Source organism: Kitasatospora sp. NPDC056800, assembly GCF_042789775.1.
Taxonomy (GTDB): domain Bacteria; phylum Actinomycetota; class Actinomycetes; order Streptomycetales; family Streptomycetaceae; genus Kitasatospora.
This window is the reverse complement of record NZ_JBHUAL010000140.1, coordinates 2,741-25,883: the sequence shown is the minus strand read 5'-3', so window position 1 is coordinate 25,883 and position 23,143 is coordinate 2,741. Positions and strand designations below refer to the sequence as shown.

General features: G+C 69.5%; 12 protein-coding genes and 1 pseudogene. 7 read left to right on the top strand and 6 right to left on the bottom strand.

The window, feature by feature from the left end:
• Positions 1-109: 109 nt before the first annotated feature.
• Positions 110-2,566 (bottom strand): guanine deaminase, encoded by a 2,457-nt coding sequence (gene guaD, locus ACFRQN_RS26960; RefSeq protein WP_380742704.1) that lies wholly within the window; start codon positions 2,564-2,566, stop codon positions 110-112.
• 314 nt (positions 2,567-2,880) lie between these two features.
• On the opposite strand from guaD, the gene ACFRQN_RS26955 reads away from it, so the two are divergent.
• The gene (locus ACFRQN_RS26955) at positions 2,881-3,243 is read left to right on the top strand and encodes a hypothetical protein (protein ID WP_074005368.1); all 363 of its coding nucleotides are present in this window, start codon (positions 2,881-2,883) and stop codon (positions 3,241-3,243) included.
• 285 nt (positions 3,244-3,528) lie between these two features.
• Here ACFRQN_RS26955 and ACFRQN_RS26950 read toward each other — a convergent pair whose 3' ends face one another.
• Positions 3,529-7,635 carry a hypothetical protein gene (locus tag ACFRQN_RS26950; RefSeq protein WP_074005369.1) on the bottom strand — a complete coding sequence of 1,369 codons (4,107 nt, stop codon included), beginning with the start codon at positions 7,633-7,635 and terminating at the stop codon, positions 3,529-3,531.
• A gap of 689 nt (positions 7,636-8,324) precedes the next feature.
• On the opposite strand from ACFRQN_RS26950, the gene ACFRQN_RS26945 reads away from it, so the two are divergent.
• On the top strand, positions 8,325-16,085 hold the full coding sequence (locus ACFRQN_RS26945; protein ID WP_380742701.1) for a polymorphic toxin-type HINT domain-containing protein: 7,761 nt from the start codon (positions 8,325-8,327) through the stop codon (positions 16,083-16,085).
• Between the two features lie 2 nt (positions 16,086-16,087).
• Positions 16,088-16,558: an SUKH-3 domain-containing protein gene (locus tag ACFRQN_RS26940; RefSeq protein WP_079272720.1), complete on the top strand. Its 471-nt coding sequence runs from the start codon at positions 16,088-16,090 to the stop codon at positions 16,556-16,558.
• A 97-nt stretch (positions 16,559-16,655) separates the two neighbouring features.
• Here the strand turns inward: ACFRQN_RS26940 and ACFRQN_RS26935 are convergent.
• Positions 16,656-17,272, bottom strand: a pseudogene (locus tag ACFRQN_RS26935) (tyrosine-type recombinase/integrase); the annotation flags it as partial.
• A 359-nt stretch (positions 17,273-17,631) separates the two neighbouring features.
• Between ACFRQN_RS26935 and ACFRQN_RS26930 the strand changes: the two are divergent.
• Together ACFRQN_RS26930 and ACFRQN_RS26925 are read left to right on the top strand one after the other, a co-directional pair.
• Positions 17,632-18,012, top strand: coding sequence for a hypothetical protein (locus ACFRQN_RS26930; protein WP_074005373.1), 381 nt, complete (start codon positions 17,632-17,634; stop codon positions 18,010-18,012).
• 502 nt (positions 18,013-18,514) lie between these two features.
• Positions 18,515-18,880, top strand: coding sequence for a hypothetical protein (locus tag ACFRQN_RS26925; protein WP_143204694.1), 366 nt, complete (start codon positions 18,515-18,517; stop codon positions 18,878-18,880).
• A 185-nt stretch (positions 18,881-19,065) separates the two neighbouring features.
• Here ACFRQN_RS26925 and ACFRQN_RS26920 read toward each other — a convergent pair whose 3' ends face one another.
• On the bottom strand, positions 19,066-19,794 hold the full coding sequence (locus ACFRQN_RS26920) for a DUF6348 family protein (RefSeq protein WP_074005375.1): 729 nt from the start codon (positions 19,792-19,794) through the stop codon (positions 19,066-19,068).
• 452 nt (positions 19,795-20,246) lie between these two features.
• Between ACFRQN_RS26920 and ACFRQN_RS26915 the strand changes: the two genes are divergently transcribed.
• A complete protein-coding gene (locus tag ACFRQN_RS26915; protein ID WP_143204695.1) occupies positions 20,247-20,588 on the top strand; it encodes a hypothetical protein in 342 nt (113 codons plus the stop codon).
• Between the two features lie 81 nt (positions 20,589-20,669).
• Positions 20,670-21,659: a hypothetical protein gene (locus ACFRQN_RS26910; protein WP_380742698.1), complete on the top strand. Its 990-nt coding sequence runs from the start codon at positions 20,670-20,672 to the stop codon at positions 21,657-21,659.
• On the opposite strand, the gene ACFRQN_RS26905 is transcribed toward ACFRQN_RS26910, so the two are convergent.
• Complete coding sequence (locus ACFRQN_RS26905) at positions 21,647-22,075, bottom strand: nuclear transport factor 2 family protein (RefSeq protein WP_117484976.1); 429 nt, start codon at positions 22,073-22,075, stop codon at positions 21,647-21,649. The two genes, ACFRQN_RS26910 and ACFRQN_RS26905, sit on opposite strands and share 13 nt — an antisense overlap.
• Before the next feature lie 99 nt (positions 22,076-22,174).
• Positions 22,175-22,804: an isochorismatase family protein gene (locus tag ACFRQN_RS26900; protein ID WP_380742695.1), complete on the bottom strand. Its 630-nt coding sequence runs from the start codon at positions 22,802-22,804 to the stop codon at positions 22,175-22,177.
• Positions 22,805-23,143: the final 339 nt, after the last annotated feature.

Genomic DNA, 23,143 nt, shown 5'->3' with positions numbered 1-23,143 from the left:
CCCGGAGCGGCCCGCCCCGCCCCCGGGGGGGGCGCCCCGGCCGCGGCAGCGGTCAAGGCCGCGGGATTCTTCCTCGGCTGATCGTCGGGGACGGGCAGCGCGGGCCGGCTCAGAACCGGTGCATGCAGTACAGGCCGCCGTAGTAGGGCGTGAGGTCGAGCCCGGAGCTCGAGTAGACGTCGGGGATGTGTTCCGGGACGCTCCACTCGTCGCCGAGTTCGTGGAGCCGGGTCCACCAGAGCGATCCGTAGTAGGCGTTCTCGTAGACGAAGTAGACGCAGTACAGGTAGTCGTTGAACCGGGCGATGGCGGGCCGGTAGCCGGTGCGGATCGGGTTCCCGTCGGTGTCCACCATGGGCTCGTCGGAACTCCACTCGTCCGTCTCGCTGTTGTAGGTGATGAGGTACAGCTCGTCCCCGCCGCGGTCGTGCACGCAGTACAGGTCGTTCTTGAAGCGTTCGACGACGGGTGCCCGGGCGACCTCGATGTCGCCGGGGACCAGCCGGTCGGTGCCCCAGGTCGCGGTGGCGGTGTCGTGGGTGATCCACCGCAGGAAGCCGTCCTCGTCGTCGTGCACGCAGTACAGGAGGCCGTCGTAGACGGTGGTCGCGGCCGGGTTGGTCGACCGGACCGCGACGTCCCGGTCGTCCTCCACTGGCCGGTGCGGGGACCAACCATGCTCGGGGCCCTCCGAGTTGTAGCGCGTCCACCACAGGCGGGCGTCGTCCTCGGTGCGGTGGTTCACGCAGTACAGGAAGTCGTTGGCGTGCTGCACCGCGACCTGGTCGGACGCGAGCACGTAGTTGCCCTCGACGTCGTTGACGAAGAGCCTGGTGTACCAGGTGTCGTCCTCCTTCTGGTAGCGGTTGCACATCATCTGGAAGGGTTTCCAGCCGCCCGTGCCGAGGGACCAGAGCGAGTCCTTGTACACGTCGATGCCGGGACCGAAGGGGACGCTGCTGGTGGTGCCCCGCTCCTTCGACCAGCCGGTCTCGGGGTCGTAGACCGTCCACCGCATGTAGTTGCGCTCAGAGGTCCGTTGCCACCGCTTCCCCCCGCCGGCGTCGAACCGGCGGACGGGCTCGCGCCCGGACCCGGTGGGCGCGTCGTCGGCGTCCCGCTCGTGGGCGAGCCGGCCGTTGAGGTAGGTGGCCAGGACGGCGCGGTCGTCCCCCATCAGCGCGAAGGTGAACAGGAGTTCGCCGAGGGAGCCGGCGTTGGAGGTGCGGGCGGAGAGCAGCGGGGTGGCGTCCGGGTCGAGGACGATGAAGTCGGCCTCGTGCCCCGGTTCCAGCGAGCCGACGAGGTGGTCGAGGCGCATCGCCGAGGCCGAGCCGACGGTCGCCAGGTAGAACAGCTTGACCCCGGTCATCGGGAAGTCCCGCAGGGCGCCGACCTTGTAGGCCTCGCCCGCGGTCTGGAGCAGGGAGAGGCTGGTGCCGCCGCCGACGTCGGAGCCGAGTCCGACCAGTACCCGCCGGAGGGGGTCGGTGGCGCGGGGCATGTCGAACAGGCCGGAGCCCAGGAAGAGGTTGGACGTCGGGCAGTGCGCGACGCCGCTGCCGGTCTCGTACAGGCGCTTCCACTCGCGCTCGGACAGGTGCACGGCGTGGGCGAAGACCGCGCCGGGGCCGAGCAGGCCGTACGTCTCGTAGACGTCGACGTAGTCCTCGCACTCCGGGAACAGCTGGTGGACCTTCGCCACCTCGGCCTGGTTCTCCGCCAGGTGGGTCTGCAGGAGCGTGCCGGGGTACTCCCGCCAGAGCTCCCCGGCCGCGCGCAGCATCCCGGGGGTGCAGGCGACGGCGAACCGCGGGGTGACGGCGTAGATGCTGCGGCCGACCCCGTGCCACCGTTCGATCAGCTCCCTGGACTGCTCGTAGCCCACCTCGGGGGAGGCGTCGAGCAGTTCGGGCGGGGCCGCGCACTCCTCGCTGTCCATCAGCACCTTGCCGGCCGCGAGCCGCATCCCGCGACCGACGCTCTCCGCGAACAGCGCGTCGACCGACTCCGGGTAGGTGGCGCAGTTGACCAGGGCCGTGGTCGTGCCGTTGCGCAGCAGCTCGTCGCAGAACAGGGCCGCGACGTCGCGGGCGTAGTCCGGGTCGGAGAACCGGGCCTCCTCCGGGAAGACGTCCGCTCTGAGCCAGTCCAGCAGTTGGTTGCCGTAGGCGGCGATGATCCGGGTCTGAACGTAGTGGACGTGGGTGCTGACGAGGCCCGGGAGGATCAGCTTGTCGCGGTAGTGGACGATCTTCGTGTCGGGTGGGAGGCCGCGCACGAGGTCGCCGTAGTCCCCGGCCGCGACGATCTTCCCGTCCTCGCAGACCAGCAGCCCGTCCTCCACGTAGACGAGCGCGTCCCCGTCGTCCTCGCCCTCGGGCGTCAGGAACGGGTCGTCGCGGAACCACACCAGGCCGCCCCGGACGGCCGTCACCGCCGGGCGGCACCGGCCGGCCGCCCCGGCGGACGGTTCGCCGCCCGCTCGGGTGTCGCGGGTGTCGCGGGTGTCGCCGAGGCGGTCGGGTCCGCCGGGTCCGTCGTCGGAGAACGCAGAGGTTCGCATGGGGCTCACTCCCAAGGGGGGTTGAGGCGGCTGCGAGGCCCGTCCGAGGCTCCGGACTCCCTGTGCTCCCCATCGGACAGCAGGCCGGACGTGTGCGGACCGATCGGCCGCGAGGCGACTGCGCTCCCAGTCTCACGAGGGGCCGACCGGCGCTGCGCGCCGGATTCCGCCGGTCGAGTGGTCTTCGGCGGGACTGGCATAGGTGGGCCCTGGGCGGCCGACGCGCCCGGCCCCGCCGGTGCGGGGGAGCACCTTCCCGGGGCGACAGGGTCGTCGGACAGAAGGCGTGCGAGCTCGACACCCGGCACCGGGACGTGGAGGAGAACGGGCGGTACGACACCGTCCGGAACGTCGGCATGGGCCGGTACCCGGCCGTCGACGGCGACGACGCCGTCCTGAGCGACAACCCGGCGGACCGGGACGTGGCGCTGGAGAACCAGGGCCGCTTCAAGACCGCGGTGGTCGGCGACGGCAGGGCCCTGTCCCTGACCGGCGGCAAGGACAGCGCCCCGGTGGAGCCGACCGGCTCCACGGGGGTGAAGCCCAGCAGTGGTACTTCCAGAGCCGCGACGACGACTGAGACGCGCCCCGGAGCGGCTTTCGGCGGGGCGTGGACCCTGGCAAGGACTGTGGCCGGCGAAGCGGCGCGGCTCACTGCCGTCCGGCGGCGGGCGTGATCGGCCCGCCCGATGCGCCAGCCCTCCATGCCCCGCCCGCCGCCTGACCGCCACCTCGCGGCCGCCACTGACGCCGCACCGCTGTCCTCGGGTTGCGGCTCCGCCACGACCGCGGCCTCCGGCAGCCCTACCCCGTGCGGCACCCCGCCGCCGACCGCGCCCGGCGTGCCGCAGCCGACGACAGTTGCCCAGGGCGGGGCGCGGATCACCCGCTGTCAGCTTGAGTTGTCGGTTGGCCTGGCGTGTGCTGCCAGGCCAGCCGGACTCATTTCCTCCTGCCAGCTGTCAGATCCGGTACCAGGAGCGGAAGTCGGATCCAGGGGCGGGTTGGTCGATCGCCCAGGTGGTGCCTGCAACGTCGGTGGTCATGACGATCATGGCCCCGTTGTCGAGGAGTGTGACGCGCGGGTCCCCGGCGAAGGTCATGTTCGGGTTGCCGAGGTAGGCGCCGGTGCTGAACCCGGTGGTCGGGCCGCCCTGGCCGAACAGGGCGATGTGCCCGTTGCTCGTGCGGGCGACGATGTTGACGGTGCCCCCGGCTCCGGCGGACAGCACGATGCTGGTGGCGCCGCCGGTGCCGCCGCTGACGCTGATCCTGTACCACTCGCGGAACGGCGTCCCCGGCGCGGCCTGGTCGATGGCCCAGACGTCGCCGTTGACGTCGATGGCGGCCACGATCATGGTGCCGTTGGAGGCCGTGGTGACGCTCGGGTCCCCGGCGAAGACGGGCGAGGTGGTGCCGAGGTAGGCACCCGGGCTGTATCCGCTGGTGGGGCTGCCTTGGCCGAAGTAGCCGATGTGCCCGTTCGTCGTGCGGGCGAACAGGTTGGCGGTCCCGCCTCCCGCGGGCGACAGGACGGCCGCGGAGCGACCCGTGAGGCCGCCGCTGGCGCTGACCTTGAACCAGGCACCGAACGCGGCGCCGGGCGCGGGCTGGTTGGTCGCCCACAGGTCGCCGGCCGTGTCGACGGCGGTGACGATCATGCTGCCGTTGGCGGCGAGGTTGACGGCGGGGTCCTGGGCGAACACCGGCGCGGAACTGCCGACCGCCGCCGCGGGGCTGAAGGCCGAGGTGGGCCCGGTCTGGGCGTAGTCGACGATCTGGCCGGTACGGGTGCGGGCGAAGACGTGCACGGTGCCGCCGGAGGCCGGCGACAGGATCGGCGCGGGGTCCCCGGTGTGGACGCCAGGGCCGCTGAGCGCGTACCAGTCGCGGAAGCCGCCGGTGGTGCTCGTCTGGTTGGTCGCCCATAGGCTGCCGTCGGCGTTGGTCTTGACCGCGACGAGGGTGCCGTCGGCGGCGCGTGTCATCGCCGTCGCCGGGCTGCGCAGGCTCTGCCCGCCGTCCAGCGCCGTGACGGTGTGAAGGTTGCCCTGGGCGGCCAGGCGCGGCTGCCCGAGCCCGGTGGGCGTGCCCGGGTACATCAGCAGGCAGCCGGTGGGGCAGGTGGTGGACTGCGCCGTCCCGTCGGCGGTGTAGTAGGTCACCGGGGCGGCGGGGTCGGCCGGGGTGGTGGCGAGGACGTCGCCGGTGGACTGGCCCGGGGTCGGGGTGAACAGCCGGTAGCCCTTGCCGCTGTCGGCGACGGTGCCGTGCAGGTTGCCCGGGGTCGTGATCAGGGGCCGGTGCTGGGGGTCGAAGCCGGTGGCGTAGATCGTGCCGGTGACGGGGGCGCCGACCTGGTAGCCGAGACCGTCGGCGTTGCGGGCGCCTAGGACGAGGCGGACGCGTCCGTACTCGGCGTCGTTCGGGTCGGTGGTGTTGCGTCGGGCGAGCAGGTCGGGGATGCCGTCGCCGTTGACGTCGCCGGGGGCGAGGACGTCGTAGTCGCTCCAGCCGGAGGCGGAGACGACGGTGCCGGGCTTCAGTTTGTTGATGTCGGACTCGGTGGCCAGAGGCCCTGCGGCCGTACCGCTGTAGACAACGAGGGAGTCGCCGTCCTTGGCGATCAGGTCACTACCGGGATCGGTGTCGAGATTCCCGGCGGCGACGATCTGGCTGGTGCCCGACCAGTCGGCCCCGCTGGGATGGAGCAGTTCGGTGCGCTTGGACTCGTCTGGGGCGCCCATGCCGTTGCCGGGGTAGAGGTAGAGCCGGGTGCCCTGCTTGACGAGGAGGTCCTCGTAGCCGTCCGATGCCTGGCCCGGGCTCTGGCTGGCGAAGTCACCCCGGTGGGTGATCTGGGCGCCGGACCATCCGGGGTTGGCGACGGTCCGGGGCTGGTCGAAGGTGCCGTCGCCGCGGCCGGGGTAGAGAACGAGTTCGCCGGTGCTGGTGGCGGCCACCAGGTCGGCGTGTCCGTCGCCGGTCAGGTCCCCGGGTCGGTCACCGACGAGCGCCGCGTCGGTGGCGTCGTGGACGAAGTTGCTGCGGGCGGTGGTGATCAGCCTGGTGCTGGAGTTCGGGCCGCCGTCCGAGCCGTCATAGGGGGAGAGGTTGCCTGCCTTGTCCATGGCCTGGACGGTGAGTCGGTTGGTCGGCCACAGAGTAGGGGTCACGGAGACCGTGGCGGTCCCGTCCGGGCCGGCGTCCACCCAGGTCCCGCCGCAGCCCTGGTTGACCACGGGCAGGGGCTTGTTGAGGGAGTAGCAGAAGCCCTTCAGGCCGAACTGGTCGCTGGAGGCGAACTTGACCGTGCGCGGGGTGCGGGCGGGCACGTCCTCGATGTCGATGCTGTGGCCGTCGGCGGAGGTGACGGTCGGCTTGGACGGCGGGGTGCTGTCCACGTTGAAACCGCAGTCACGGCCGAAACCCGAGCCGGCGATGCCGTCCTCCGCCTGAACGTGCCACTTGTAGCGGCCGCCGTCACGCATCTTGGCCCAGCCGAGCCTCGTGATGGCCCAGGTCCCGTTGGGGGCAGAGGCCCGATCGACCAGGATGTACTGCCCGGTGTCGTGGTCCCAGGCCTCGAACTTGGCGCTCAGGGCGACGTCGCTGTCAGGGTCGGAGATCCTGGCGGTCAGGACGACGTCGTTGCGGCCGACGGTGGGCCAGGCGGCCGGGTCGCTGACGCACGGTACGTTGACGTTGCTGCTGCTGCCCGGCGTCCACTGCCCCTCCCAGGCCGCGTAGTCGTGGAGGACGGGGGGCCGGTTGTAGGTGATCTCCAGCCAGGGGTTGTTCTTGAACCGCTTGTAGCTGTTCTTGTTGCCGAGGTAGTTGTCCGGGGTGCGCAGTCCGAAGGTGACGCTGTCGTCGCCCCGGTCGGCGACGCCCTGGACGACCTGGCGCAGGTTCTCGGTGCTGAAGTCCGCGCCCTGCACACCGGGGCAGAAGCCGGGGTTGCCATGGGCGAAGGCCTTGGCATCGAGCTGCCAGATCCAGGAGGCCTGGTTGTTCCACGTCGGCGTGGTGGTGTTGATGGGGCCGGTGGCCCAGAGTTCGGTGTTACCCGCCGCGGCCGGGTCGCAGCCCCAGGAGTGGGTCTCCTCGACGTGGAAGGTCGCCGACATGATGGTGGCGCCGGCCAGGCCGCGGGTGTTCATCTCGAAGTAGGAGCGGGTGTTGCCGCTGCCGTTGTAGCCGACGCGGGGCTCGTCCGCCGGGTTGTCGGAGTGCCAGCCGTTGCCGTCCGGGTAGGCGTCGTTGGGCGTGGCGGAGTAGACGACCGCCCAGCGGTTGCGCCAGCCGTCGGTGAACGTCGGGTCGATGACGACCGGGAAGACGGTGTCGGCGCCGTGCAGCAGGTCGGCGTCCGGGGTGACCCGCAGGGTGTCTGCGGTGATCTCGGTGGCCATCGTCTTCGGCGCGTGCTCGCCACTGCCGGCGGCGGCCGGGTCCGACGGCGGGGTGCTGCCGGCGGACGGGGCCGCTGCCAGTGCGGCCTTGGCCTTCAACGGGGAGGCGGTGGCGGTGGGCTGCTGCTGTTGGGCAGCGGCGGCCGGGGCGTGGGAGTCCCACATCCGCGGGGCCTCCGCCGTGAAGACCGTGCCGCCGGCCGTGTCGGTCGCGGCGATCCGGCCGTCCTTGTCGGCGTTGAGCGTGATGCCCGCGGTCTTCAGGCCGTAGGTGACCTGGACCAGGCGGGGGTCGTTCACGGCCTGGCGGGTCTTGACGACCAGCTGGTGGGCGAAGCCGTCGGCCTCGGCGAGGACCTTCAGGTCCACCCCGGGCAGCACATCGCGGTACAGGGCTGTGCTGCCGTTCAGCTCGGGCTGCGGCAGCGGCGTCGGCCAGGTGATGGCGAGGGACTTGCCGTCCTTCTGCATGGTGGCCAGCGCGGTGCTGCCGCCGGCGGAGAACGTCATCGGGAAGACGGAGGCCTTCGGCGCGATGGTTCCGTCGGAACGGCGCTCCAGCGTGGCGTCGGCCGGCTGCCACTGCCCACCGACCTTCGCGCGGACCGGCCGCGCGTGCCGACGCAGGGTGAAGCTGCCGTCGGGGTTCGCCACGAGGTCGGTCGTCTCGTCCTGCCGGCCCGCGACCTCGACAGGCTTTCTGGTCTGATGAGCCTTCAAAAAAGCTTCTTGCTCAGGGGTGTTCGGTCGAGGGGTGGTGGAAGTTCTTCCGCTGTCCGCGCGGGCGGGAATTGGTCCCATCGCTGCGATTCCGACGGTGGCCGCTGCGATCAGCGCGGCCGCCGACTTTTGGGTCGTTCGCCCTATTCGGCGGGCGTTGTGATGGTGCATCCCCTTCACTTTCTGTTCGGTTCGAGGGCGCCCCCATCATGCAAGCGAGTGGTGACGATCCGGTGGAGTGTGAGGTGGCCGGATCTGGGGGGAGGGGGAAAACAGATGCCACATTGTGATCACACGGCGCGGAGAGTGAGTAAGAAGGGAGGACTTTATGAGACAAAGCCGTATTTTGCGACATGCTGTCAATGCGGAGGGGTGTCGCCGAGTGTGTGAAGGAGTTATAAAAGAGAGATAAATGACCTTCGGTCAGGTGCGTGACGAATCATCAACGAGCGTCTCGTCAGCAGCCCTTGATAGCGTCCCGCCGGGTGTGATCGCACCCGCACAAGACGACCAGAGGAAAGAAACGGATGCATCCATCCGAAGCGGGCGCATTGCCCGGACCGCGAACGCGACGGTCCGAGGCAATAACACGCCCAGTACTCCGTAAAGTTGTGCCCATAGCCGTGACGGCTCTGATCGCCGCCGCTGTGCAGATTCCGGCCATCGCGGTAGCGGCCGGCAGAGAGTTCAAGCTGCCGCCCGTCCAGCACGTCGAGGCCGTCCCGCTCTCCAAGGTCGAGGTGGAGCGCCCGAAGGCGGCCCAGCCCCCGACTGCGCCCCCGACTGCGCCTCCGGCTGCGGCATGGCCCAAGCCAGGGAAGGCCGAGGTCGACGTGCCGGCGGCCTCGGCGCCGAAGTCCTCGCCCCAGGGGAAGGCGCCCGGCCTCCCGCTGACCGTCACCTCCGTCGGGTCGGAGCCGGCGGCGGGCGGGAAGTCGAAGGTCCGGGTGGCCGTGTCGGACCGGGCTGCGGCGGCCATCGTGGGTCTCGACGGTGTCCTGGTCAACCTGGAGCCGGTGGCGGGCAGCGCCACGCCGGACAAGGCCCGGGTCCAGCTGGACTACAAGGCCTTTCGGGAGTCGTTTGGGGCCGACTGGGGTTCGCGCCTGACCTTCGTTCAGCTTCCCCCGTGTGCGCTGACCACGCCGGACCAGCCGCAGTGCCGCACGGCCACGCCGCTGGCCGCGTCGAATGACACCAAGGCCGGCACCCTGACGGCGGATGTCGTGGTCTCCGCACCCGTTGACCAGGTTCCCGCTGACGGCGCCGTCAAGGCGTCGTTCGTCCAGGCGGCGAGTGCGTCGGTCGCCGGTGCGACGGTTCTGGCCGCCACCGCCGGGGCATCGGGCCCGGAGGGCAACTACAAGGCGACCTCGCTCTCCCCGTCCAGCACCTGGTCGGTGACCGGCAACACCGGTTCCTTCGACTGGTCCTACCCGATCGAGCTGCCGCCGGTTCCCGGCGGCATGGCTCCCAAGGTCGCCCTCGGCTACTCGTCCGGGGCCATCGACGGGCGTACCGCGTCCACCAACAACCAGTCCTCGTGGATCGGTGACGGCTGGGACTACAACCCCGGCTTCGTCGAGCGCAGCTACACCGCGTGCACAGATGACAAGGGTTCGGGCAGCAACGCTCCCGCCACGGGTGGTGACCTGTGCTGGAAGTCCGACAACGCCATGGTCTCGCTCAACGGGAGCGCCTCCGCACTGGTGCGCGATGACGCGAGCGGTACGTGGAAGCTGTCGAAAGACGACGGTTCGCGGGTGGAGAAGCTCAACGGCAACGCGTCGGACACCGCCAACGGCGACACCGACAACGAGTACTGGAAGGTCACCACGACCGACGGCACCCAGTACTTCTTCGGCAAGAACCGCCTGCCTGGCTGGAGCGCCGGCAAGCCCGAGACCGGTGCGGCCCTGACCGTGCCCGTGTTCGGCAACCAGCCCGGCGAGCCGGGCTACGCGCCCGCGTTCAAGGACTCCTCGCGCGACCGGGCCTGGCGCTGGCAGCTCGACTACGTCGTGGACCCGCACGGCAATGCGGTGGCGTACTTCTACGACCAGGAGAAGAACGCCTACGCCAAGAACAGTGGCGCCGCCACCAGTACCCCCAAGGCGGACGCGGTCTACACCCGTGCTGTCACGCTGAACCGCATCGAGTACGGCCACCGGGCCGGCCAGGTCTACGGTGCGTCGCCCGCGGGCAAGGTCACCTTCTCCACTGCCGACCGGTGTGTGGCGGCGGACTGCTCCTTCACCAAGGCCAATGCCGCCAACTGGTTCGACACCCCGGTCGACCAGTCCTGCGACAAGGACCAGGACTGCCGCAACAGCTCCCCGACCTTCTGGTCCAAGCGGCGCGTAACGGGCATCAGCACGCAGGCCCTGCAGGGCGACGGCAGCTACCGGGACATCGACGCCTGGAGCCTGGACCAGTACTTCCCTGCCACCGGTGACAGCGGCGGCCGGGCCATGTGGCTGCAGTCCATCACCCGTACCGCCAAGGCCGGCACCACCGCGCAGACGCTCCAGCCGGTGACCTTCGGCGGGGACCTGCGCCCCAACCGGGTCGACTCGGCCGAGGGCCGGCCGCCGATGAACCGGTACCGGGTCAACCGGATCACCTCCGAGACCGGCTCCAACACCGACATCACGTACACCGCCATCGACTGCGCTGCGGGGTCTGTTCCCGCCCTGGACAGCAACACCAGGCGCTGCTATCCGACGTGGTGGACCCCCGAGGGCGCGGTCGACCCGGTCCTCGACTGGTTCCACAAGTACCTCGTGGAGAAGGTCACCGAGCACGACCTGGTCGCCGGCTCGGGATCCCCCGACAAGGTCACCGCGTACGAGTACCTCGACGGGGCCGCCTGGCGGCGCGACAACTCCGAGCTCACCCCGGACAAGCAGCGCACCTGGAGCGACTTCCGCGGCTACCAGCGGGTCCGCACCCGCGTCGGCGACTCCGGCAAGAGCCTGACCGAGACCGTCTACTTCCGCGGCATGGACGGCGACACCCTCGCCAACGGTCAGCCGAGGCCGGTCAGCCCCCTCCAGGGTGTCAAGGACAGCAACGAACTCGCCGGCTATGCTCGCGAGACCATCGTCTACGACGGTGACGGTGGCAAGCCGATCACCAGCACGGTGAACAACCCCTGGGTCCGAGGCACCGCGAGCCGGGCGGTGAAGGCCCTGCCCAGCAAGGACGGCAAGCCCACCGCCACCCCGCCGGGCGAGACCGGCCGGCCCGAAGCCGCAGTCCTGCCCCCGGTGACCGCCTCGATGGTCCGCACCGAGAGCACGACGACGAAGGCGCTCCAGCCGGACGGCAGCACCGCCCGTACCGCGCGGTCGAGTAGCACCTTCGACGACTACGGTCAGGTCAAGACCGTCTCGGACGAGGGCGACACGAACGTCACCGGTGACGAGCAGTGCACCCGCACCACCTACGTCACCCCCGACACCGCCAACTGGCTGATCTCCTACCCGCAGTCCGTCCAGACCGCCAGCACGCTCTGCTCGACCGCCGCTACGCCGGTGACCGTTACGAGCGAAGCCAGGACGGCCTACGACGGCAAGCCCCTCGGGTCAGCACCGGAGCCGGGCAAGGGCAGCGCCATCACGACGGAAGCCCTGGATCGCTACGACGGCGCCACCCCGCACTACCTGACGGCCGTCACCACCGCGTACGACCAGTACGGGCGAGTCACCTCCGTCAAGGACGTCAACAACGCCGAGACCACGACGTCCTACACTCCGGCGAGCGGCTCCCAGGCCACCGTCGTTCAGTCCACCAACCCCAAGCAGTTCACGACCACCACCAGCTACGACGGCCTGCGTGCCCTGCCGGTGAAGGTCGTCGACGCCAACAACCGCACCACGTACGTCGACTACGACGCCATGGGCCGCACCACGGCCGTGTGGAACCCGGGCCGGGACAAGAGCGCCTCGGCCAGTACGACGTACGCCTACACCATCGAGCCGGGCAAGCAGCCAGCCGTCACGACCAGGACCCTGCTCGATGGTGGTGACTACCGCACCAGCATCGCCCTGTTCGACGGTCTGCTGCGTCCGCGTCAGGTCCAGGAGGAGGCGCACGGCGGCAGCACCGCCCACAACGGCGGCCGCAACATCACCGACAGCTTCTACGACAGCCACGGCCGGGTCTACCGGTCCAACGCGGCGTACCATGCCGACGGGCCTCCGGTCGCGGCGCTGTGGATTGGCCTGGACAACAAGGTCCCGTCCCAGACGGAGACCGAGTTCGACGGCCTCGACCGGCCCACCGCCGGCATCTTCAAGTCCCTGAACATGGAGAAGTGGCGCTCCACCACCCGCTACGGCGTGAACTGGAGCGCGACGACCCCGCCCGACGGCGGCACCCCCACGCTCACCATCACCGATGCCCGGGGCCGTACCTCCGAGGTGCGGCACTACAAGAGCGGGAGCCCGGACTTCGACGCCCCCGTGTCGGCGTACGAGGCCCTGAAGTATTCCTACAACCCGGCCGGCAAGCTCACCCGGTTCACCGACGCCGCGGGCAACGCCTGGACCTGGGAGTACGACCTGCTCGGCCGCCAGGCCAAGGCCGTCGACCCGGACAAGGGCACCACCACCAGCACCTACAACACTGACGGCACACTTGCCACCGTCACGGACGCTCGTGGCAAGACGCTCGCGTATGCCTACGATGTCCTCGGCCGCAAGACGGGGATGTTCGACGGCTCCACCACGGGGACCAAGCTGGCGGAGTGGGCCTACGACACCCTGCCCGGCAGTAACGGTCTGGCCACCGGCAGCACCCGCTGGGAGAACGGCAAGGCCTACACCACCGGCATCACCGGGTTCGACGGCGCGGCCCGACCCACCGGAACCACCGTCACCGTCCCGGACAGCGAAGGACTGCTCGCCGGCACCTACAACGCCTCCCAGACCTACACGCCCAACACCGGCCTGGTCGACACCACGACCTATCCGGCCGGCGGCGGACTCCCGCAGGAGACCGTCCGCCGCAACTACACGCCGCTGGGTCTGCCCACCACGGTGAGCGGCGGCAGCCGGGTGTACTCGCTCGGCAACACCTACTCGCCGCTGGGCCAGCTCCAGCAGAGTGTCACCGGCAACGTCGGGTCCAGGGCGGTCCAGACCTACGACTACGAGAACGCGACCCAGCGACTCGCTCTCGTCCAGACCGACCGGGAGCGCAGCGGCCCGCAGACCCTCGACAAGAAGACCTACACCTACAACCCGGTCGGAAACATCACCCGGGTCCGCGACGACCGCGACAACGCAACTGTCGCGGACACCCAGTGCTACACGTACGACTTCGCCCAGCGTCTGACCGATGCCTGGTCGTCGACCGACGATTGCGTGGCCAAGCCGACCTCGACCACTGCCCCCTATGTCGGCGGAGTGGACCCGTACTGGAGTAGCTACACCTACGACGCGGCCGGCAACCGGACCCAGGCGACCAACCGCAGCTTCGGTGCCGCCCCCGGTCCGCTGATGGACACCGGTAAGGTGACCTCCGTCGCCATCGCCGGTGACGGGCAGACCGCCTCCGTCGCGATCGCCGACGGCCAGGTCTACCTCGCCCAGCAGCGCGCCGACGGCACGTGGGCCAACTTCGAGAACCTGCACAAGACCCAGGCCGGGCCTCTGCCCGCCGCCGTCGAGTACGTCGTGGCGGCCTGGGCCGACAACACCCTGCAGATCATGGCCGTCGCCGGCGGCAGGGTGTGGCACACCCTGCGCGACGCCAACGGCAAGTGGGGAGGGTGGGGCGACGTCACCAACGTGGTCGGGCCCATCACCAACCCGAGCCAGCTCTCGCTGTCCGCCACCGCCTCCGGTCTGGAGGTCCTCGCCCTGTCCGACGGCGTGCTCAAGCACACCCTGCGCAGGCCCGACGGTGTCTGGGCGGGCTGGGGCAACGTCTACGGCGAGACCGGCAGCCTCACCGGAGCCACCCGTGTCACCAGCGCGGCCACTGGCTCCGGCCTCGAGGTCATCGTGATCGCGGGCGACAGGCTCTGGCACACCGTGCGCTTCGGCAACGGCATCTGGCAGAAGTGGGGTGACGTCTACGGCGCCACCGGTGCGCTCACCTCGCCCACCAGCCTCACCGCCACCGCGACCGGCGCCGGCCTCGAAGTCGCCGCCATCGCGGGCGGAAACATCTGGCACACCATCCGCAAGCCCGACGCCACCTGGGCGGGCTGGGGCAACGTCAGCCAGGTCGTCGGCCAGCTCAACCAGCCCACGTCCGCAGCGGTCGTCAGCTCCGGCGGTGACCTGAAGCTCATCACGGTCGCCAGTGGGGCGATCAACTACACCAAGCGGGCCTACGCCACCGGAAGCTGGCTGCCCTGGGCGCAGCTCACCCAGATCCCCGAGAACCCGCCGAGCGACCAGACCCAGCGCACCTCCACCTACCCCGCCGCGGGAGGCAGCCGGCCCCACGCCCTGTCCCGGGTCGACATCACCGGGACCGGCGCCCGGACCGACACCTTCACCTACGACGAGGCCGGCAACACCGTCCGCCGCGTCACCGTCGACGGCGACCAGGCGCTCGAGTGGGACACCGAGGGCCACCGCGCCAAGTCCACCACCGCGGGCAAGAGCACGACCTTCCTCTACGACGCCAACGGCAACCGCCTCCTGCGCCGTGAGCCCGACGCGGTGACCCTCTACCTGGACGGCCAGGAGCTCAAGCTCGACAAGACTGCCAACAAGGTCACCGGCACCCGCTACATCACCGCTGGTCCCGTCACCCTCGTCAAGGCCTCCGACGGCAGCCTCAACTACCTCATCAACGACCAGCAGGGAACCGCCCAACTCACCATCAGCGCCGACAACCTCGACTACACCCGAGGCGACACCACCCCCTTCGGGACCCCCCGAGGCAAGAAGCCGGCCTCCTGGCCAACCGAACGCGGCTTCGTCGGCGGCACCAACGACGCCACCACCGGCCTCACCCACCTCGGTGCCCGCGAATACGACGCGGCCAACGGCCGCTTCATCTCCGTCGACCCCATCCTCGACCCCACCGACCCACAGCAGATCAACGGCTACGCCTACAGCAACAACAACCCCGTCAACCTCAGCGACCCCAGCGGACTGATCTCGATCTTTGGGATCATGATCTTCCCGGATCGACCCAAACTAAAGGATCTTCCCGGCATAGCCGGAAAGATGGCTGCTGGCGGGTTCGACTCCGCCGTCGGGTGGCTGACGGAGAACAGCCCGTTTGCCGCGATGAATAATGCCATGGCGGGGGTTAACCAGCAGGCTGGCGTCACCGTCATTCCAGGCATTGTTCCGATGAAAACGACTGCGCACCCTGCAGCTGACTTGTTCGGTATTTCACACAACGATCCGGCCTACAGGTTCGGGGAGATCGCCGAGACTGTAGCGGAGATTGCTGGTGGTGGGCCCGGAGCCGTAAAGGGAGCAGCTAAGGGCGCCAGGGCAGCCAAGGGTCTGATCAAAGAATCTGGGGTAGTTAAGAAGGCACTCAAAAAGCTCTTCGGAAACTGCAGTTTCACGCCCGACACGCCCGTTCTGATGGCCGACGGTACCAGCAAGAATATCGGCGAAATCCAGATCGGCGACAAGGTCAAGTCAAACGACCCGGAACGACCCGCAGGGGAGGACAACGGGGACCGGCCTGTCCTGGCCACTCTGATCAACGACGACGAAGACCTCGTCGATGTGACAATCAAAACCGCAGGCGTTGCCGAGGAAACCGTCCACACCACGTCCAACCACCCTTTCTGGGATGACACGACCCGTTCGTGGACGCCAGCGGGTGAGCTCACGGTTGGGCATGTCCTCAAGAGCGAATCCGGCGACCTCATCGAGGTCGCGGCCGTGCGCCCTGTTGCGGGTCGCTCCTGGATGTACAACCTGACGATCGCCGACTTCCACACGTACTATGTTGTGGCGGGCGATGTGCCGATCTTGGTCCACAATTCCTGTGGTCCGGATATGGGCTCTGCTGCTCGCGCCGCCGCCAAGCAAGCGCCAGAAGATGCCACGATGACTTCCGTTGCACGCATCAAGAACACGGACATGATGGAGCCTGGCTATTCTGGAGCTTCCTCCCGCCCAGCCTATCTGGAGCCTGAGATCCAGAAAGCTGCAGCCGATGGCGGGCAGATGTTCGAGGGAGATGCGGCTAACTGCGCGGAGATGCGCGCATGCAATGCACTGTTTGCCAATCATGCGGCTGATTTTGAGGGCATGTTTGGGCGTCCTCTTCAATTCAGCGATATCGAATTTCTCACTGTCAGAAGTTCCACTGGCCTACCCGAGGCGGCCTGTCTATCCTGCCAGAGTGCGCTAGTGAGGCGTGGCGCGACTGACCTATCGGTCGGAGGGTGAGCATGGAATTGATAATCCATGGACGAGGGCGCCGTTTGGTTGAAGCGGCAGGCTGGAGGCCTGGCGTCGTGGCCGACGTCTCTGGACTCGTACGTGAGATGAAGCTCGTCGGCTTCGATGTGTCGCCTGCGGCGCACCGATTCTTGGAGGCGTTCTGGCAACTCCGGATCGAGCACCTGCCCAGCATCGACTTGAATAGCAAGGAGATATTCTGCTGGACTGAGTTTGACCCCACGCGGGTGTGCACCGCGCGTGATGCGAGGATTGCTGGACGCTGCTCTGGCGTAGTTGGTGAATCCCTGTGCCCATTGGGAATTGATGGATTTCACCTCACCGTGTATGTGTCGCCATCTGGCAAGTTCTTTGCTGGGATGGACTCCTCGGTGTTCGCATATGCGGACTGCGTTGACGATTTCTTTGCGAAGCTGGCTGATGGATCCAGGCCACAACTCATTGGGAACTGGGAGCTGTAGGGCGCGTTCGGTGCTTTAGAGGAATAGCTGAGGCCCCACCGGAAATGCCTTCCGGTGGGGCCTCAGCGGTCTCTGGCGGCAGTAGTTGACGGCAACGTCAGCGGACGGGTGCTGCACAAAGCGGCGGCTCGTCGCCCTCGATTCCGGTCTCGGCGAGGTTTCCGAGTGCGTGTCCGAGGAGGTCGATGGCCTGCCGCTGAAGGCGGATCCGGACGTGGGCGTACACCGTGGCAGTGACGCCGATGTGGGCGTGGCCCAGCAGCTCCTTGATGACGACGCCTTCGACGCCCTGTTCCAGGAGCAGGGTCGCAGTCGAGTGCCTCAGGTCGTGGAACCGGATCGCCCGCAGGCGGGAGTGGCGAAGTAGCGCGTTGAAGTGCCGTGTGAGGGTGGCGGGTTCGATGGGGTGACCGTCCGTGCGGGTGAAGACGAGGTCGTTGTCCACCCACTCTGCGCCGGCCTGATGCTTCTCGCGGGCCTGTCGCTCACGGTGCACGCGGAGCGAGGTGACGCACGCGGCCGGGAGGGCGATGCGGCGTTCCGAGCTGATGGTCTTGGTCGGCAGGGTTGTGAGGCCGCCGGTGCGTGTGCGCTGGAGAGTGCGGCGGATGCTGGCGGTACTGGTGACGAGGCCGAGGTCTTCCCAGCGGAGGCCGAGGAGTTCGCCCTGCGGAGTCCGGTGTGCAGGGCGGGTTCGAACAGCGCCTCAGGGCGGCGCAGCAGAGGGGGTCGCACCTGGCGTCGCCGTACGCGACCCTTGGCTTGCCGGCCCCCTGCCCGCCCGGATTCCTCATGGCCGCCGACGGCCGGCGGGCAGGGCGGGGGTCGAAGATCGTGAGCGATGGGAGGCTGAGCCCTTGCGGTGGCAGATGGTCCCGCTCGGAGGTCAGGGGGGAACGGGAAATGGCGAACGCTGTCGGCCGTCTCGCGGACATCATGGGGGAGCCCCGATGTGAGCCGTTCCGGGTGTACTGGGAGGGGGCCGTCGAAGGGCTAGGCACCGAACTGCCCTCGGACTACGGTGCGTTCGTGGAGCGGTACGGCCGTGCCCACTTCCGCGGCGAGAGTTCGCTATGGTGACCCCGGACCTCGACCCCGGCACTCCGGACGAGGAGAGGTACGAACACTTCCGCCACTTCAACGTGGAAGTCGAGGAGATGCTCGACGGGTGGTACGAGTGGAATCCCGAGCTCGGCAGGCCCTACGCGCCGTTCCCGGCGAAGGGCGGTCTGCTCGTCTGGGCCAACAACACCATCTCCGACTACTTCTGCTGGGGCACCTCGGCCGGAGACCCGGACCAGTGGCCGGTCGTGGTGTGGCGCTTCGACATCAGCGAGTTCGTCCGTTTCGACGGCACCATGACCGAGTTCCTGGCCACCGTCCTGACAGGGGAGGCCCCCGACTCCGACGAGTACATCGACCGGACGTTGGCGCCCGACCGGTGTCTCTTGTAGTCCGTGCCCCGCAGCCCGGCTGAGCGTTCGCCATGGGAGTAGCAGGACACCCCTTGGTGGGGGGGGGGGGGCGGGGCCGCCAGCGGGACCAACAACCCCCCCGGGGTTAGACGTTGACCCCCCGGTAGCGCGGCCCCGGGGGTGGTCCGCGATGCGCGCGTCGACCTGGTCGCGGTCGTAGCTGTGCCGTACCAGGTCGACGTCGCGGAACTCCGGTGATGTGGACACCTCGCGGGTCCTCCAATCTCTGACGACCGCTCGCCCGGGCCACAGGGGTAGAGGTCGGTCCGCGGTGGCCGGGCCCTGTGGCTGAAGTCCGTCACCCGCACGGCCAAGGCCGGCGCCACCGTGCAGACGCTCCAGCCCGTCGTGTTCGGCCACGGAGACCCGCTTCCCAGCCGGGCCGACTCCGCCGAGGGCTGTCCCGATGACCCGGTACCGGGTTGACCTGATCACCTCCGAGACCGCACGACGTCCTACGCTCCCGGCGAGTGGCTCCCAGTTGACGATCGTCCGGTCGACCAACGCCAAGAAGTCCGCGACCACGACCACCCGCGACGGCCTGCGCGCCCTGCCGGTGAATGTCGTCGACGTCAACAGCCGCACCACGTACGCCGATTACGACGCCATGGGCCGCACCACAGCCGTGTGGAACCCAGGCCGGGACAAGAGCGCGTCGGCCAACGCGACGTACGCCTACACGATCGAGCCGGGCAAGCAGCCCGCCGTCACGACCAGGATGCTGCTGGAGGACGGCGACTACCGCACCGGCATCTCCCTGTACGACGGTCTCCTGCGCCCGCGCCAAGTCCAGGAGCAGGCGTACGACGTGGACGGCGGCCGGCAACATCACCGACAGCTTCTATGACAGCCACGGCCGGGTCTGCTGCGTCAACGCGGCGTACCACGCTGCCGGGCCTCCGATAGCGGTGCTGTGGATCGGTCTGGACAACAAGGTCCCGTCCCAGACGGAGACCGAGTTCGACGGGCTCGACCGGCCCACCGCCAGCATCTTCAGGTCCCGAACATGGAGAAGTGGCGTACCACCACCCGCTACGGGGTGCGCTCCGCGGGCAGCATCAGGCTGAAGGAACGGGCGACGGTGAAGACCGTCGGCTCGGGCAGGTTGAGCGCGGCCAGTGCGGCTGAGGCGGCCTCGTGCCGCTCGCCGTTGATCCGGATCTCGGACTCCACTGCTCCCGGGGCGCCGCCGTAGAAGACGCGGACCCCGTTGAACCAGGGCGATTCCAGGTCGGCGGTGAAGGTGTCGGCGATCTCGTGAAGCACATTCGCTTCCAGCAGCGCCTCCTGGAGGTCGCGATTCTCCTCGGCGGAGAGTCCGTACGCCAGCACGCCCGAGGTGATGGACCGCCACCCCGGTACGCCGTGTTCCTGGGCGGGATCCAGGTGGTCGGCGAAGCGGCCGCGTCCGTCGATCAGTTCGAGCATGCAGGCGCCGGCGGAACGGGCCCACAGTCCGGCCGCGTCGCGCGGGGTGGTGACGACTACGGCGCAGTCCCCGAAGCAGGGCGGGTCGTGCTGGACGTTCACGTCCGGGATGGCGATCAGGTCGTAGTGCCGGTCGTCCCCGTGGCCCGCCGGCCCAACGGCGACGGCCCAACCCCGCGGACTGAGCAGCGAGTTGCCCTTGAGCTCGGCACCCGCCGTACTGTCGGGTGCGACCTCCTCGAGTGCATCGCGGACCAGCGCGAGGAACGCGAGATCGGGCAGTCGGCCATCGGGTGGCTCGGTGGCGCGAGAGCGGCGGCGTATCCAGGACATGCGGGGATCATACGGAGGCGGCGATGGGGCTGTTCGCCTCGCGGTCCCCATGCATGCGGGTTCCGGATCCGACGGCACCCGCCGCGACGTCCTCGCCCTGCGGCTCCTGCGCTAGACGGCGGCCGGAGGGCGGCCCGAAGGCCGCTTGACGATGTACGTACATCAACCTGTTTCCGGCGGCCGCGAATTCCCGGCATATCCGCAGGCAGAGGCGAATCGGACGATCGTCTTCGGGATTCCTCCCCGCCATCCGCCAGGGCGCCTTTGTCCGCTTTATTCCGTCGGTCCTCGGCAAGGGGTGGTCGATCCCGGTGGCGAGTGACACTCTCTTCCGTTGTCGGCGATACGGGGCCGCGAGAGCCGGGGAAAACAGCCCGGCGCGGGCCGGTCATTCCGCATCGCCAGGTCGCAACGATCCGTCAGTCGAATGGGACAGGGAGAGCGGTACTTCCATGAATCTTCGTATCAGCAAGCGAATTGCCGCGGTGACACTCGCCGCCGCCACCGTGGTCGGCGGAGGCGTCGTCGCCGCCTCGCCCGCCAGCGCCATCGGCCCCGTGCAGTGCCCCGGCGGCGGGGCGAAGGCCTACGGCATCGAGCTGTGGATGTCGGGCTGGCAGCTCTGCTACGCGGGCAGCGTGGGGGCCATCTACCCCAACGTCGACGGCGTGAACCTGGTGACCTCGCAGTGGAACAACGGCATCATCACGGCGAACGGCACGCCGTACAACCTCTACGCCGGCGGAAGCCTCAGCTTCACCAGCGCGCACGTTTCCGAAGTGCAGATCGTGTGATTCCGCCAGGGGCGGCGGGTTTCCTCCGGATGCCCGCCGCCCGCTTTTCTCCGCGTTTCTCCAGGGAGGAGAAGAATTCCGATGCCGATGCCACCGCGGGGACGCGCCCCGCTCGCGCTCACCGTCCTGGCCGTGGCCGTGAGTTCCCTTTCCGCCTGTTCCGGTGGAGGCCAGGCGAATTCCAGCCCGCCGCCGACGGGCCAGGTGCCGGTCATCGACCGGCCGGAGCAGATCACCCTGCCCCTCGACGGCTACAAGCCGACCGCCGAACAGGCGGTGACGATCAGTCGGGCCTCGCACCTCGTCGCGGCCCGCTGCATGAAGGACTTCGGCCTCCAGGCCCCGGAGGAGACCTACGACGCCTTCACCCAGGCGGCGACGGCGGCCAGGGAACGGACCCAGCTCTACGGGTACTTCGCCCCGGCGAAGGCGGCCGAGAAGGGGTACGACCGCAACCAGGTCATCCCCGATTCCACCCTCTCCCCAAACGTCACCTCGGTGCTCTACGGAGCGGACCCCTCGGGGAAGCCGGTCACGAGCTTCAACGGCAGGCCGGTGCCCAAGGGCGGCTGCTGGCAGGCCGGCGCGGACGCGCTCGGCGGGCCGCCGCCGGTGCCGGGTACCGCACAGGGCCTGCCCGACAAGGGCCCCCGGATCCCCCTCACCGACCCGCGCCTGACCGCCGCGTACGCGCAGTGGAGCGCGTGCATGAAGGGGAAGGGCTACAGCTACGCCAACCCGGCGGACGCCTACAGCGACCGCAAGTGGGGCGTGGCGGGCGCCACCCCCGCGGCGGGCACCACCCCCGCCGCCGGGACGCCGCCCCCGCGCAGCCCCGACGAGGTGCCGACGGCCGAGGCCGACATCGCCTGCAAGATCTCCCTGAACACGGTCGGCCGGCTCGTCGCGGTGGAGACCGCCTACGACAACCAGTACATCGCGAGGAACGCCGACTCCCTGCGGAGCTTCGCCCAGCAGTTGAGCGCGCGGACGCAGCGGGCCCAGGCCGTCATCGCGCAGGACGGCGCCGTCGGTCAGGGAGCGCCGCCCGCGGTGGTTCAGCCCGGGTAGTCGATGGCGTTCAGGGCGAGGTCGTCCATCAGGCGCTCCCTGAAGAGCCACCCGCCGTCGACGCGGACCACCGTGTCGTTGAACCGGCCGTAGGCCGCGACGTGCGGCGTCTGGGTCCGCGGCTCGAAGGCGGCGATGACGACCATGTAGCTCCAGACCGTCGCGGTGTCCGCGTCGACCTCGGTGACGGTCGTGTTGGTGCTCATGTGCCGGTTGCCGGCGCGGCTAGGGCCGTAGTCGTCGAGCCACTGGGCGAGCGCCTCGCGGCCGGTCGTCGTCCCCGTGTAGTTGGTGAGGCTGCCGTCCTCGGTGAAGGTGTCGGCGAAGCCCTTGAGGTCGCCCTCGTCGACGGTCTTCCAGTAGCGGGCCAGCAGTTCGTGGATCTCGAAGCGGTCGGCTGCGGTGATGCCGGACATGCGGGTGCTCCCTATCCGAGGTCGGTGCGAGGTCGGTTCGACGTTGGTGCGAGGTTGGTTCGAGGCCGGTGCGGGACCGGTTCGAGGTCGGTGCGGGGTCTACCTGAGGTTTCCGCGGGCGAAGGCGGCGAAGACGCCCTCGCCGCCCATCGCGTCGAAGAACGCGGCGGCGTGCTCGCTCTGCCAGCTGCCGAGCAGCCGCGTCAGCGCCGGGACGACGGTGAGCAGCTCTGCCCCGGCGGCCCGCAGGGTGTCGCGGCTGTTGGCGGCGGAGGTGCGCGTGCCGGCCGCCGACACGTCGAGCAGGACGGCGACGCCGAAGCCGTCCTCGATCGCGGACAGGACCGGCGGCACCAGGCACACCTCGGTGGTCAGGCCGCCGACGAGGAGGTTCTCCCGGCCGGTCGCACGGACGGCCTCGACGAACGCCGGGTCGTCCCACGCGTTGATGACGCCCGCGCGCCGCACCCGGGCGGCGTACGCGGCGGGCACGAGGGTCTCGAAGTCGGGCAGCAGCGGGCCCTGCTGACGGTCCTCGAGGCTGCTGGTCAGGACGACGGGGACGCCGACCGCCGCCGCGAAGCGCACGATCGTGCGCACCCACATCGTCAGCTGGTCGCGTTCGTCCTCGCCGGCCAGCTCGCCGGCCCACCCGATCGTGCCGACCTGGTGGTCGATCAGGACCAGCGCGGTGTTGTCGATGGTGAGGGGGATCCGGGGTGCGGTCATGACGCCCTCACCCGCCGGGGCGATCCGTGTCGAACCGGGTCGAATCGGCCCGGACACGCCTATCTGCACTCATGTGCCTACAGTAAGTGACGCCTCGGCGTCTGCGGCCCGATCCACGAGCGGGGCGGGGGTGTCGCCGCCGGGACGGTGGCGGACCCCGCGGTGGACGAGGCGTTCGGGGCGTTCGGGGCGTTCGAGGCGGCGCTGACCGTGCCGGGCCGTTGCGTGGGAAGTCGGCCGGGCCGACGTACCACCCCCCGCCCCCCGCGGGGGGGGGGGGGGGTTGGCCCCGCCCCCCCCGGTGGCCCCCCCCCCCCCCAGGGGCCCCGAGCGGGCCGC